This is a genomic window from Kordiimonas lipolytica (assembly GCF_042651265.1).
Classification (GTDB): domain Bacteria; phylum Pseudomonadota; class Alphaproteobacteria; order Sphingomonadales; family Kordiimonadaceae; genus Kordiimonas; species Kordiimonas lipolytica.
In genome coordinates this window covers 20,851-35,185 of record NZ_JBHSCR010000034.1, presented here as the reverse complement: position 1 = coordinate 35,185, position 14,335 = coordinate 20,851, and the positions used below count along the sequence as shown (strand labels likewise).

The following is a 14,335-nucleotide window of genomic DNA, read 5'->3' as shown; positions in this document are numbered from 1 at the left end:
TGCCCCCGGCTATCATATCAACCATATCCATACTGGCTCACTTTTACGCCGCCCTATGGCCTAATTTTGCTCCGCCCTTGACAAATCTTAACGATTATTCAAAAAATGGAGGTAGGCGGCGAATATATAAAACTTTCGGACCAATTTATGGCTAACCTAACGCCTTGAGAAACTGGTCTTGGCACCAATTGCGCTGGTCACTACAAAGCGGCCTTAAAATAGTCGTCGCGCATCCACACCGCAGTCATCTACTTGATCCGCTTCTTGAGCTGAGCCTAGCCGTGCGGCCTGAACTTGGCATTGGCTTTATTGTTCACGATCCTCAAGGTACTCGGCAGCTTGAGCTGCAGAATTTTGGACGATCCTGGAATAGCCCTTAAAGATTTCCTCACGTTGGTCTTTATATGCTTGTTTGATCCGTGCCGTGAATGCGGGGTGCGTAGTGGAGCTCAGAGCAATATACATCCCAGCTTCCATTATCCGTCGGACCGGTTGAAGCGCCAGTTCTGCAACAGCAGCGTCATTAACAACCGAATCAGCCGTCAAAGCATCGAGCAAAACATAATCTGCGCGTCCCAATTGAAGCCCCTTCTGCATCGCAGCCAAGTTCGGGACTTCGAGCAATTTGAAGAAGGCCGGTACTCTTGAGCCTGTTGGCAATCGAGGGTTGGCGAGCACAAGGACATTTAGCGTACCCAAAGCCAGATCATATTTTCTCGGCTTAGCAATAGCATTATAATAAAGGTAATACTGGAGCCTGGGCGCAACCTCACCAATCAGATGCATATTTGAAGGCTGACCGTCAACTTGAAGGAATGTTGCTGTTAGGGTATTGGCCCTTTCAAGACCATCGCGCGACACCCTTGCACTTGGCAGCAAGCGTTCAGAAAAGCTGATTCCCTCAATGTTCAGCATCTGTCGAACAGCCCCTACAACCGGCCCCCCAATGGTCTTTCCATTACACGTTACATAAGGAGGCCATTCCTCGTACAGGACCTGAATGTCGTGCTGACGGCTGTCCTTGACGACGAGCTCACAGGCACTTGAAGCGGCAGAAAAAGAACACAGACAAAAAAGTCCTACAAAGATACACGAAACCCCGACGCGGCGGAGCCTTCCGAACATATCGACCGAGGAGGCTTTAAAAGATGTCAATATGCCCATACTTTTCTCGGCACGTTAGCCGATCCTCTGAAATTTTGTGAAAAGATCGGTCGCTGTTTGCGTGCGTTCAACAGTAGGCAGGCTTAGAATTGTGGCCAATGCCTCATCGAGCTTATGAACGCTTTCAACCTGCATAAAGCGATGAGATCGTATTCGCCTGCAATCGTCTAGAGCGACAAAATTGTCTATTTCTTCCGACACCTTTGAATCACTTCCAGCTGATTCTTGAGCTAAACCTTCAGCAAGACCTGAGCCTTTGCGCACTGCGACGAAAAGAAGCTTCTTGCAACAACCATTCCCGTCGCACCACACCAAGACCCGCGGCAACGGCCTCCGCGACAACAGAGAATTGCTCGAAATACAAACCACTAGAGAAGGCAACCAGCAGATCAGAAACCAAGAATTTTTTCATAAAAACAACTTTCTGCTTCCAGCGCCTTCAAAGTTGCCTCGCGTGTTGCCCAGCCATGCCCGTCATTCTCAAACTCTATCAATTGATATGGCATATTGTGTTTGGCCAACAGGTCACTCAATAGATAGGCTTGGCTCGGGGGTACGATTTGGTCCTTAAGGCCTTGCAACAACAGCAGGGGGGCCTTAAGCGCCGCAGCATAGGTTGTCGGGGACCGGTCTCGGTAGACACTCTCATCTTGATCTGTACAGCCAACAAGCGATTCCAAGTAATGCTTTTCATAGCTATGGGTTGTTTTAGCAAGCGACAAAAGGTCAAGGACCCCATAGTGAGAACTCCCTGCGGCGAACAAGCTTGATTGGGCAAGCAATAGGACAACCGTCAAACCACCCGCACTTGCCCCCCTCACCACAATTCTCTTGGGATCGATATGACATTTTGACACTATTTCTTGGACACAGGCACATACGTCCTGAACATCAGCAATCCCCCACTTGCCGTTGATTGCTTGCCTAAACCTTCGCCCTAATCCCAAGCTTCCGCGATAGTTGACGTCCAAAAAACAATAGCCTTGCTCCAGCCAGAATGCCTTGGTAGCACTGTAATCGGCCGTAGCCATAGCTTTCGGGCCACCATGAACGTTTACGACAAGTGGTAGTTGGTTTCGAGCATTTGCTTTTCCGGTCTTTGACGTTTCGTAATAGAAGGCATTGCCTTTGAGTCCCGGCTCAACCTCAAAAATGATATTCCTAAACTCAGCTACAGGCAGTTGTGCATCTGGTTGAGTATCTGCCGACAGCCGGACAAGGTCGGCGTCCCTTTGCAAGCTCCAGACACTTATCGGACGATCCCTACTGCCAGCGAGAAGGGCTATTCCACCCTGGTAGGCTTTGATCTTTCTGATGCTGACAAACGCTGCATTGTTAGTGTCAATAGATGCAGCTTTATTTGACCCGCCCACTGGCAACCAAGCAGATAGATGCCACTCGGCCATCTCGGATACGGCGCAGAATAATCGACCATCGCTGACCTGTGTAAACGTTCTTTCAAGCATGTTGGATGAAAGAAACCCCATATCCGTCGCTAACTGCGCCACTGGAATAGTTTTACCGTCGGAATATTCCTCAAGTGCCCAAAATCCTGAAGCATCATTGAGGTACCAAAGAGAATCACCGTTGTTCCAGTAGGGCTGGCATATACTGCGCCCCTCAACGGCGGGGAGCAGTTCGGTAACGTTGAAGTCCATTTCCGACAAAAAATCCCCCACCCAAAGACTGGTAGCATCGTGCGGCATTCCAGTCTCGGGCCAGGCTATCCAGGCTAATGAAGCACTATTTTTTGATGGTGCTAGCTGAGCAATGAAGCCAGAAATTTTCCACAAACAGTTACACTGTCCGGATATTGGGTCATAGCTGTAGATCCCTGTACTACAATTTTCCCCATCGGCCGTTTCCCCAAGAAAGAATAGCCGCCCCAAATACGGGTGATAAACAAGCCCGCCAATTTTTGTTCCTGGAATGTCGGCCCTCACCTCGACCTTGTTTGTGGTCGTCAAATAAAGTAACGAGCCGCTCTTTTGACAGACTGCGTAAACACCCTCCGGAGACAAGCAAAAGGAGCCGCTACCATAGCCTCGCACGGTATCTTTTACTCCGCCGGGAACATCCAAGTCTATCGCAGTGCCGTCTCGCCATTCTACGAGAACCTGCAATCCGTCTCGCGCCGGCCTGCGTTCTAACCAGACAAGACGGTCATCCAGTACATCAAAGTCAACTATTTCTGGGCCAAGAAGCGCTTGCATCTTCATCCCCTAGACAGCAGTGGCTGATTTTGGGGCCTTGTCAGCTGCCTCTGCTTCAAGTGTCGCAATCGATTTATAAGGGAAATCCATCCCAAAACACTCAGGCCCGACATAGGTCAATGCTTGCTCACTACACAATTGAGGAGGTGCTTCAATGCCGATGACCTTTACGCGTTGTCCATAACGTAAAGCCCCCGTAGTAATAGGACTTGCAGTCTCTTCATCAACTACACAGATAAGATCCGGCACGACAGCAACCAATTTATCTTCGACACAAACCCGTAGAAATTCGTTCTGAAAAATCAACTCTGCGCTTTGCCCTGATCCAAATGCCTCAATTCGAAAACTACCTTTTGAAAATCCATCCGCGGTATCTCTTTGAACGTCTACAATTTTACCCGTAAACAAGACCCTGCTTTCTCGATCAGGATAAATTGTACTGAGACAGTGCATCAATGATTCAATAGCGCAGGAACCGGGGGGCCTCTGGCGAATAGAACGACCTATTGCAATAGCCTGAGACAAAGTGCCCTCAATCGCACACTCTCTAACCATTCGACCTGTCATTGGATAACAGCCGATGAACACTCGCAACCCAAGTTCAATAGCAATTGCTCTCGTAATCTTCTCAGCAGTACGATCCGACGCAGTCTCAACAATCGCAGTATTGCAATGCTCATCTGTCACAATCATGGGAGAGGCTGAAATTCCATTAAAGCTGAATACGTTCATTGGCAGCTCTGGAAAAGCTCGTCCCATACCGTCTGCATTGATAACAGGCAATTTACACCTAGACGCCAGGGCAATTGGTACGAGTGAATTGCTGCCGCCAATTTCGGCGGGGATAATAGCTGTCACCTTCTTTTTCAGGTGCTGTTCAAGTTTGGCCAAGGCCTTTTCCAGCTCTCCCTCGCCGATCAGCTTTTCGATTTGCACCGTTGGGGCTCCGTAGCCAGCCACGGTAACCACAAAATCGTCATCCTTGACCTGATCTAGATCCAATACTGTTGGCTCACCGCAATCCTGGATTGCCTTGGTAGCTATTAGGCGGCCGATATAAGGGTCTCCTCCACCACCGGTACCAAGAAACGCAGCGCCTACAGCTAAATCTTCTAATTCATCAATCCCGATCGACATACGCGGGGCCTCTCCTATCAAAGTAAAATGGTCACAGTCCAGATACGATCATTGACGCAAATGGGTATGATTTGGGGCTATGTCTCAGACCAAGGCTTGAGATGCACTGCGCAAAGCGAAGCGCTGTTCTGAGAGGGCTGATAACCGGCACATCTAACTTGCGAGACAAAAGCCTGTCAGCGATCTGCGGCGCATACCCAACAAATCCTGTGCAGCCAATAATCAAGGCACCGGCCCCATGCTCCTCCACGCAGTTTGCCCCAACGGTAACCAACTGATTCAGGAGTCCCTCATGGCTTCCTGAGACCACATCGGAAACCGTCGCATCAATAGCGACTGCACTAGCGAGCCGGTTTTCCAATCCATAAAGCCTACATTTCTCTTCGATGAGAGGCACAACATTTGGAGACGGTGCTAGAACAGAAAACTTTCTTGCGAGCATACTTGCAAGGTGTACTGACGCCTCTCCTGGTCCAATAACAGGAATACGCACTGCTTCTCTTGCCGCAACGAGGCCTGGATCACCCACACAATCGATGACAATTGCGTCAACCCCATCCCTTTCTGCCGCAAGACACTCCCTGACAATACCTGGCACGGCGAGAGCACTGTGCAGCTCTCCTTCAATACAGGGAGGTCCGTCTTGTATCTGAGAGCATGTCACTTTATGCCCTTCTTTACACAAATCCTCATACTCGCATTCTTTGTTCGATCGCGGAGACACATGAGCCGTGATCACCCTGATATGTGTCATCATTTCACCTCAAACTTGTTCTTAGAATTAGATGCAACATTGCCTCTTCCCCAACCCGCAATTTTTTCGAAAAAGAGATAGGACAAGAAACCTGCAGTTACTGCGTCACAGGCAGGTACAGACGAAAGCACAAAAAGGCCATTCGTCGTACACAAGCCCAGGCCAAATCCTGACGCCCAGGCCAGCATGGCAGACCAGTTAACAGGCCGATAAGCGCCCACCGTTTTGAGAAAATACTTCTCGCGTGAGCCGAAAAAGAAATCGGCCAGATAAACACCTGCGATTGGTGGAATTGCTGCGCCGAAAAAAAGCAGTAAAGGAATGAACTGATCAGCAACACCAAGAAGCGCGATCAAAACCCCAACCAAGCCCGCTCCCAGCGAACACAGCCAAAAAGGCACCTTTTCTAAAAGCATCGAAAAAATGAGCGATGACGAATAGAGGTTGCCTGCGTTAGTTGTCCACGCCGCAAAGACGAGCGTAAACAATGCTAAAAAGCCTTGTCCCGTAACAAACATGATTTGTACGAGATCTGTCTCACCAGTTTTGATGCTGGCATATGCAGACAGTATCAGGACAACGGGCACTGCCGCCCCATAACACAGAAAAGAAGCAAATCGTCCTTGACCCGAACTGTGAGCGAACCTCGCCAAATCAGGAAAAATGGTGGTACCGACGACCATCCCGCCTACTACAGCGGAAACAGCTAGTCCAAGGGTTAAGCTCACATCCGACGGATGGCCTGCATCAGGCAACTGTTCAATACCGCTAACCTTATAAGCTGACCAAACCATCACCACCAACAGTAATGGCACTACTATATCGGCCAAACGCCGTAGCCCGCTAAAGCCAAATACGGTAGTAGAAATCATTAACATCCCGCCAACAACAACAAAAATCCATGTAGGGAAGGTATGTCCTGTCGTAGAACCAACGAGTGCTGCCAATGACGAACCAAAAAAAGCAACGGTAACGCCGAACCACCCAAGTAAAGTTGACGCTATGATCAAGTTCACAAACCGCGCACCAAATGCCCCAAAACATGTTTCAACGATAAGAGATGCAGACAATCTGGTCTTTCCTGCAACAGTAGCTGTTGCAGCACCGAGAGTTGCCAAAATTAGCGCCCCAAAAAGAATTGCAAGACTACCCTTCTGCAAACCTAGCGAGGCTCCGATTTCTGCCCCTGAGATGAATGCCGGAAGTGCCACGATGACGCCGATCTTAACAAACGCAATGTGCCATCCACTGACCGTCGCGCCTCCAGGGACTCTTGCCCTTTCATAGTCTTGGCCAATTTCCATTACGCATCCTCTTACTTTGTAAATTTTTGCGCTTTCACTAATTAATGTGGCCTGGGAGGAGCAATGAGCGCCAACTCCTCCCAAAGCCCCCGGCAACTAGAACCGGTAGCTCAACTCGACGCCATAGCTTCTTGGCATGTTTGGCGTCCGCAAAGCTGACTCACTAACGCGGGTCGCAAATCGTGCATTGGTGAGGTTCTTACCCCAAACAGAGAAGGTCCAGCTCTCAGCTTCAATTGCTATCCGTCCATCAATCAGATCTTTTGTTCCTGTGCGGACCAGATTGTTCAAATCGTGGAAATACTGACCCCTTTTTCGATAATCAGCACGCGCCACCAGGTCGAGGCTATCCGTCAACGGATGGGTGTAGGTAATTCCAGTATTATAGGTAAATGTCGGTACCAGCGGCGACTGATTTCCGACGGCACCAGATACGTCACCAAGCGCATCATCCACGGCTGAAACCTCTTGAACAATCGAGCTTGTCACCCCGAGGCCGAGGTTGATCTCCAGACCTTTCACCGGCCGGGCAAACACCTCCAGTTCAGCTCCGTTGATGGATGTACTATCAATATTCACGACGCCGCGCTGGGCGACATTTCCGTCAAAGATAACGAAAGAGAATTGTTGGCCGGTGTAATCAATGTGAAACACAGAGGCATTCATCGTCAGCCGACGATCTAAAAATGTGCTCTTCAGGCCAAGTTCATAGTTCTTCGTCACCTCATTATCGAATTGAACATTCTGCGAGAAGCCACCAGTCCTGAAACCCGTGGAATAAGTAGCATATGCCAGCATATCGTCTGTGAATTGATATGAAAGCTGCAACTTAGGTTGCCATTGACTGAAGGTTGCTTCCTTGAACGTCGCATCGTAATTGTTTTGGTCAACGCTACTTTGATGATCACGATCATATCGCATTGCTGCCAAGAAGGTCATTTTATCCGTGATGTCGTAGCTCGCCTGGCCAAAAACAGCCCAGGATTCACTCTCCATCTCATTCGCTAGGTTCAGGATCGTGTCGGGTACGAGGCCTGCCCCCTGGGTTTCCGCACCTACAAAAATATCCTGATTTTCATCACGATTTTGGTAGAAACCACCAGCAATCCATTTAAGCCGTGCATCATCAGCTGAAGTTAGCCGAAGTTCTTGGTTAAAAACATCTGTCGCAAATACCAGGTCCTGAATAACTGCAGGCGCGCTCGAGTAATCAGCGTCACCAACAGCATACTGTTTTACATGTGCCAGGCCTGAAATGGAGGTCAATGTCACCGAGCCAAGATCGAGGTCTGCCTTCAAGGAAGTATCCCAGAACCTGTCTTCAGAAGTCCCGATAATGTTTGAAGTCGACACAGGCACATCCAAGTCATCAATGCCAATAGGAGTCCCGTTTGAGTCCTTTGCCAGTCGGTCCAAATGACAACAAAAGCCCGTGCCTTGGGTCACACTACCTCGCCAACTCACATCCAGCCTTTCAGACTGGTACATAAGCCTAGTTCTCAGAGACCATTGATCTGAAGCGGTAATATTGTCACCATTGACATTCTTGATCAGGCCATCGGTGTCGCGATAGTACCCAGATACACGGCCATAAAGCGAGCCCTTCACCAACGGCCCTGAGACCCCTCCAGCAACCCGCATGCTATCGCCATTGCCGTACGATGCTTTGGCAAATGCTTCGAACTCATCTACAGGCTCTTTTGTTGTTACAACCACAGCACCTGCGATAGCGCCTTGACCATATAGGGCACCTTGAGGGCCTTTTAGGACCTCAATTCGAGCCACGTCCAGCAGGTCTTGGTTGATAAAATCATTCGAGCCCAACTGAACTCCATCCACAACAAAGCTAACTGGGGGCAATGCGCCTTGCGCACTTGAAAGCCCTCGCAGTGTAAGAAAGGTTTCATTCGAACGGAACGTCTCGCGCACAATCAGGTTTGGCGTGAGGTCGACGAAGTCCCGCAACGTATCGATCTTTGCTGCTTCAATGGTACTCGCCGTAAAAGCCGTAATAGCTTCAGGTACATCTTGAAGCTTTTCTGATCGCTTGCGGCTCGTAACTACGATTTCCTCAAATACCATTAAATCATCTGTATTTGCTTCGGAGTTCGCGCCAGATTGCTGAGAAAGTGCAGCGAAGGAGGGCAAAACAAGCGAACTCCCCGCCAAAAGTGTGAGCATCATGGCTCGTTTCGAATTATACATTTTCATGACTACCTCCAGTTTCCCTAGTTTTCCCTGAATTCAAAACAGTTTTAGGCCCCTCTGAGCTTGGGCGCCCCAATTCTGCCAATTTGCCGGTTGCCTTGACCCGGATGCGAACGGCACCCCCTGGCACATAAGCAAGCGGAATTTCGTCCAATTCGATTACCCTTACCTGAGCCGGATCAGCGCCAGCACCGATCGCCGCCTCAATAGCTGAGTGCTTGGCACTAGCTAAGGCTGCTTCCCTGCCTATTTTTGAATAGGAGAACACCTTGTCGACCTCGCCACCCACTTCGGCGATGGATGCTCCGATCGCATTTGCTACGTCCGCATGCTGGGGCTTGATTACTTCCGATACCCCAGGCAGGTCTTGAGAAATCAATATCGCGCCACCTCCAACGAGGATCAAAGGCACTTCAGCTGCACTGGTTTTCATTCTCTCAACACCGGCAGCAACCGCAGCATGAATACGCGCCACGCAAGCGACCACGTCGACTGACTTGAGATCTGCTACATTTGCGCGGTTGCCAACATCGGCATAGCCCGCAGCAACAGCTATGTCTGTCGCAGTCAGTACGCCCCCACCAAAAACCCGGGCTTGGGTGAGCAGGTTCTTTGCTACAGAGTCAGGGCCTATGGTAACCTGCTCTCCAACTCGAACTCGACTACCCCCACCGACACCCAAGGCAATGATGTCAGGCATGCGAAAATTCGTTCGCACACCTCCTACATCAACAATTACCGAAGACTCTCGTGGCATACCGTTCCGCAACATTCCGATGTCTGTTGTGGTCCCCCCGATGTCAGCAACGAGAGCATCTTCGACACCTGTCAAAAATGCAGCGCCGCGCATACTATTGGTAGGGCCTGAAGCAAAGGTAAGAACTGGGTATTGCTCAACCATCTCGGCTGACATCAACGTGCCATCGTTTTGACTAATGAAGAAGGGAGCCTTGACATTCAACTCTTGAAGGGCTTGCCTAAATGACGTCACAACTCGCTTTGCAAACACTGCCAAGCTCGCGTTCATGATCGCCGCGTTTTCGCGTTCAATTAATCCAAGCTTCCCTATTCGATGGGATAAGGTCAGCGACACATCCGGCATTTCATTCAGGATGATCTCCTCAACCCTCAACTCCATCGCACTATTCACAGGAGAGAAGACCGATGAAACCGCAACAGAGGGCACCCTTGCTGCTCGCATGTCACGAATTGCTAAGAGCAGCTCCTTTTCATTGAGCGGTACATTCTCGCGACCATCATATTGATGCCCGCCGTGAACCATATGGATTTGGTCTTTGAGACAGGCTTTCAGGTCGCCTGGCCAATCCATCAGAGGGGGCAGTCCAGCTGCAGCCGGCAAACCAACTCGCACTACGCCTACCGGCGTTAGATTTTTTCGCTCTACAAACGAGTTGGTGAATTGCGTCGTGCCGATCATCACAGACTCTAGCTGATCGACACCTATTCCCGCCGCATCCAACACGGCACGAGTGGACTGCACGATACCACTGCTAACATTTTCACTCGTAGGGGATTTAATGCTTGAGACAACCTTGTTGCCATCCATCAAGACCGCGTCTGTATTAGTTCCACCTACATCAATACCAATTCGCATACACTTGCTCGCCTGACTAATTAGTTGTCCGATTTACTTCGGAAGACATTCGTCAAGCGTGACGCAGTGTTCTAACGTTCGCAATCTCGCCAGGGGGTAGGTTTTAAGGTATTAAGGGTGGGGTAGCGCCGAACGGAAATAGATCCATGGGTGGGGTAAGCTTTCGCACAGAAACGGCGCTAGTTTCTATGGGCGACTGTTACAAAACGTCCAAGTCTCGGGCAATTTCGGAGGCATGTTCTCGATTGTTTGCTCCCAACTTCCTATAAAGATTCTTAACATGAAACTTAACGGTATTGTTGGAAACACCCAGTTCACGAGCAATAAGTTTGTCCGAATTGCCCTCAGAAAGCGACCTCAGCACCTCCCGTTCTCGCTTCGTTAAAATTTCAGAAACTGCAGGATGAGCAGGCTCTGAACATAGTTCAATGATGTATTCAACCTGTCGCAATATATCTGGGGAGACTTTTGAGTTATCGTCCGCGATTCTGGCAGCAATAAATTCCGAGAGCACTGAATACTCATCGATCAGGTGGCGCACATATCCTGTTGACACAATTTTTTCCGTCACTCGGTCAAACAGCTCGTAGCTCTCCTCAATATGCCCCTGATCGAAGCCAACCTTACATGTAAGAATTCCAACGCGTATAAAAGGGCGTATCAGACCTTGTTCAAAAAACTTAAGTACCATTCCATTGGCTTCCACGAAGCCAACCATTCCCGAACTATCTCTGCTCTCAACATCAAGAATTGCAATCATGTTGGCCTCAACCTCTCGCCAAGACGCTTGGCCAAATTTTGCGACGACTGCTTCAAAAGTAATCGCCTCTGAAATCAACACATCGCGCGCAGAAGTTATTAGCCCTGCCCGTGCCAAAATACTGCTCCGCAGTGAAGCAAGACTGTTCCTCAACTGACCTCGGCCTTGTCGATCGGCTTCGCACACGCAAGCATCAACCATGTCCAAAGCACTTTCGGCCCCAGACTGTAGATAACTCACCAGACTGGCAGTCATAAATCCCGCCAACACTATGTCCAGCCAGCCTTCTGTTTTATTCACGCATTGAAGAATCTTATTGGTCCGATGTGCTGCATCGGCGATGTTATTAGTTTCATAGTCAATTTCTGCAACTAATGGATCAATGAGCTGCAACTTGGATCTGTCTGTTCCGAAGGACCTACGCGCTAAAGATAGAGCTGCCTTATAGCTGTTGCGGGAATATTCGGGGCTCCCTTGCAAAAACTTCATAGTTCCTTGGTGAATATTGCAGAAAATCTCCCCGTGAGTTGAGCCTGCATTCCTATAATGAAACTGGGCACGTTGAAGATATTCCGCTGCGGTCCCCAGAAGACCTCTCTGGTGATTGTTGATGCAAAGCAGCGTATTGATATTGCCTTGCAGAGTGTGATCTTCATCAGCCAATCTCGAAATTGTCGCAATGTTTCGATCAAATTCTTCAGGCAAACATACTCTACATTCGTTTACCATCAGCGACATATCAACATATGACGCGTCAAGGCGAAGTTTCTCGATATTTCCTCCGTCTCGGTCCTGCTGAAAAGAATTGGTTAATTGACGAGTTTTCTCAAATTGCTGACGAGCACTGGTAAGCTTGCCCTCCTTCATCAAGATGATCGAGCGCATTAGCTGCAATCTTGGAAACAACCTTAAAATGCTGTCAGTCAGTTGTCGATCCACCTCCTTCAGCCTTGCCCACCCTACACGCAACAACAATTCACGCCCGCCGGCGTCTTCCACTAGTTCTCCAACCAAAAGCTGCTTTTTACTTTGGCGGGCATGTTTGATCGCAGAGACAATGTTTTCTCGGGCAAAGCACCACCTTGCGGCACTTTCCTGAAGCTCTGTCCACTCGTCAGGATTTTTCCGTTCAAATTCAAACCGGAGATAGTCCTTCAATAGGGGATGAAAACGTACAACTTTTCCCTTCGCATCTTTTGTGACAAATGCATCGAGTCCCTGGATAGACTGCAGCTGCCTCCAATAGCCAAGCTCTCCCATTGCGAAATTGACCTTGTCTTCTGTAAGCTCGTCAAAAATGGAAGTCCGCATTAGTAGCGAACGCAAATTTTCATCCAATCCAAGTAGAATTTGCTCCGCCAGGAATTCAGCTATCTCTTCAAGCGCTCCATTGAATTGTTCTAGAATTGAAGACGTACTTGCGTTGTGGACATACCATTGCTTAAGCACTTGCACCGCCACAGGCCATCCCTCTGTTCTGCGAAAGATTTGGGTTGCTTCTTGATCACATATGGCCCCAGAAAAGACTGCCTTTATCTCGTCTTTCGAGAACGATAATTCATCCGGGCCAACTTCCTGTAGCAACCCCTTCACTCGAATCTTTGAAACCTTCAGGCTAGGCTTGGAACGACTACAAATAACTAAGCGCACTCCAGAATTCCGCACTTGCAATATTGGCTGAATGCATTTTTCCATCGCATCCTTTTCCAACACTTCTGCGTTATCGAGAAACAGGTAAAGAAGCCCATCGATATCCTCCAGCACTTCCTGTAAGAGGAAGACCAGATCGGCTTCGGAGGCACCTGAAAAGGCTGCAATACTGGCTTTAGAAACATCGGAAAGGCCAACACATTCTTGGGAAAGGGCCCTAAATAAGTAGGAAAGCAAAGTCTCCGTCACATTGTCGTTGTCATCCAGCGACAACCACACACAATTCAAGCCATTCTCTGACAACGCATGATAAAATTGGCTTGCAACAGATGTTTTCCCAAAACCCGCAGGGGCTCGTAGAATGACAGCCTTTTTGGACTGATTTTCAAATATGAAGCTATCCATCCATTGGCGCGACACCAAGTTGATAGCATGATTTGGCGGTGACAGCTTTGCAGCATGGAGCTTATGGCTTGCTTCATGTCCAGTAAGAAAATTTGCCTTTTCAGCTGTCATCTCATCCTTCCAAAGGGCATAAGTACTCCCATTCCACTCAGGCAAAGGAGCCAATTCCTGAGAGAAAGGCAGTTACTAGACCTGGGTCCCGCAGCATATCATATTAGCTCACCAACTATCCTAGCCATAAGAGTCACGGGCAACACGACGGAACAATTCAGTTCCGATGCTATTAAATTCTTGACGTCACTACCGAATGAAAAGCAATCACAAACAATTATATCGGGCTCAAATTTTGCCATCTCGGCCACAGCTGTACTAATAGCTTGAGAATCTGAGTCTGGCCGGAGTGGTAACACGTTTAGCTTATTCAAGCCGGCCATCCTCCAGCTATTCTCACATACAGGCACTTGTTCGAGCAAGGGAACAAACACCCCTACACGCTTACCCTCTGTAACAGACCGAATAAGACCAGGCACAACCCGCGAAGGCATTATCAAGCCCGTTTTATACAGAACGGGAAAATCACTGGTACAAGCCAGAACGTTAATCGTTTGTTTCGATTGTGTTGGTTCTTTCAACAAAGCATGAAGCCTTTTGGTAATCTTCTGATGGCCTACAATTACATGCTTCCCATTTGCCAAAACAGTGAAGAGTGGAGTGTCCCCTACTTCCGGTGCTTGGGCTGCGATATCAGTGCCCACAAGGCCGTCCAGTGCGCCTCTGACCTCCACCTGTACATGCTTCGGCAGCAGCGACTGCCACTCCAGTAAAAGGTCCTTCCGCGTTCCCTGACCAATCGTCCAGATTGTGATCATAATCCTACACCTTTTATTCAATCAAACTGGTCGATTTGGACGCCAGCACACGAACAAGTATGACGCCGCGCTAGATAAAGACAATTTTTGAGGAGGGTAGTGCAAGGGTAGGTTCTGCTTTAAAAGGCCAAGACCTAAACCTCGCTCTCCAATGACCCTCCAAAAGCAGAAAAGGTGGCTGACCGGAAGAACAAACGGCATGGAAAGAGGTACACCGTCTTGCAATGGCGATGGGAGGGTTGGGGGGACACAACCT

General features: G+C 49.0%; 9 protein-coding genes. All 9 read right to left on the bottom strand.

What is annotated here, in order from left to right:
• Positions 1-306: 306 nt before the first annotated feature.
• Positions 307-915 (bottom strand): hypothetical protein, encoded by a 609-nt coding sequence (locus tag ACFO5Q_RS17325; protein ID WP_156431943.1) that lies wholly within the window; start codon positions 913-915, stop codon positions 307-309.
• Positions 916-1,553: 638 nt separating this feature from the next.
• On the bottom strand, positions 1,554-3,377 hold the full coding sequence (locus tag ACFO5Q_RS17320) for a prolyl oligopeptidase family serine peptidase (RefSeq protein WP_068147301.1): 1,824 nt from the start codon (positions 3,375-3,377) through the stop codon (positions 1,554-1,556).
• 9 nt (positions 3,378-3,386) lie between these two features.
• A complete protein-coding gene (locus ACFO5Q_RS17315; RefSeq protein ID WP_068147299.1) occupies positions 3,387-4,514 on the bottom strand; it encodes a DUF917 domain-containing protein in 1,128 nt (375 codons plus the stop codon).
• A 31-nt stretch (positions 4,515-4,545) separates the two neighbouring features.
• Positions 4,546-5,271: an aspartate/glutamate racemase family protein gene (locus tag ACFO5Q_RS17310; RefSeq protein WP_082719852.1), complete on the bottom strand. Its 726-nt coding sequence runs from the start codon at positions 5,269-5,271 to the stop codon at positions 4,546-4,548.
• Positions 5,268-6,572: a cytosine permease gene (locus ACFO5Q_RS17305; protein ID WP_068147294.1), complete on the bottom strand. Its 1,305-nt coding sequence runs from the start codon at positions 6,570-6,572 to the stop codon at positions 5,268-5,270. Before ACFO5Q_RS17305 ends, ACFO5Q_RS17310 begins: the two co-directional genes overlap by 4 nt.
• A 96-nt stretch (positions 6,573-6,668) precedes the next feature.
• Complete coding sequence (locus tag ACFO5Q_RS17300; protein WP_068147291.1) at positions 6,669-8,783, bottom strand: TonB-dependent receptor; 2,115 nt, start codon at positions 8,781-8,783, stop codon at positions 6,669-6,671.
• Positions 8,770-10,395 carry a hydantoinase/oxoprolinase N-terminal domain-containing protein gene (locus tag ACFO5Q_RS17295; RefSeq protein ID WP_082719851.1) on the bottom strand — a complete coding sequence of 542 codons (1,626 nt, stop codon included), beginning with the start codon at positions 10,393-10,395 and terminating at the stop codon, positions 8,770-8,772. Before ACFO5Q_RS17295 ends, ACFO5Q_RS17300 begins: the two co-directional genes overlap by 14 nt.
• 199 nt (positions 10,396-10,594) lie before the next feature.
• On the bottom strand, positions 10,595-13,321 hold the full coding sequence (locus tag ACFO5Q_RS17290; protein WP_068147290.1) for a LuxR C-terminal-related transcriptional regulator: 2,727 nt from the start codon (positions 13,319-13,321) through the stop codon (positions 10,595-10,597).
• Positions 13,322-13,419: 98 nt separating this feature from the next.
• Positions 13,420-14,079 (bottom strand): AroM family protein, encoded by a 660-nt coding sequence (locus ACFO5Q_RS17285; RefSeq protein WP_068147286.1) that lies wholly within the window; start codon positions 14,077-14,079, stop codon positions 13,420-13,422.
• Positions 14,080-14,335: the final 256 nt, after the last annotated feature.

Coding starts and splice junctions, on each gene's coding strand:
- ACFO5Q_RS17325 (WP_156431943.1), bottom strand. CDS start 915: ATGCTGAACATTGAGGGAATCAGCTTTTCTGAACGCTTGCTGCCAAGT.
- ACFO5Q_RS17320 (WP_068147301.1), bottom strand. CDS start 3,377: ATGCAAGCGCTTCTTGGCCCAGAAATAGTTGACTTTGATGTACTGGAT.
- ACFO5Q_RS17315 (WP_068147299.1), bottom strand. CDS start 4,514: ATGTCGATCGGGATTGATGAATTAGAAGATTTAGCTGTAGGCGCTGCG.
- ACFO5Q_RS17305 (WP_068147294.1), bottom strand. CDS start 6,572: ATGGAAATTGGCCAAGACTATGAAAGGGCAAGAGTCCCTGGAGGCGCG.
- ACFO5Q_RS17310 (WP_082719852.1), bottom strand. CDS start 5,271: ATGATGACACATATCAGGGTGATCACGGCTCATGTGTCTCCGCGATCG.
- ACFO5Q_RS17285 (WP_068147286.1), bottom strand. CDS start 14,079: ATGATCACAATCTGGACGATTGGTCAGGGAACGCGGAAGGACCTTTTA.
- ACFO5Q_RS17290 (WP_068147290.1), bottom strand. CDS start 13,321: ATGACAGCTGAAAAGGCAAATTTTCTTACTGGACATGAAGCAAGCCAT.
- ACFO5Q_RS17295 (WP_082719851.1), bottom strand. CDS start 10,395: ATGCGAATTGGTATTGATGTAGGTGGAACTAATACAGACGCGGTCTTG.
- ACFO5Q_RS17300 (WP_068147291.1), bottom strand. CDS start 8,783: ATGAAAATGTATAATTCGAAACGAGCCATGATGCTCACACTTTTGGCG.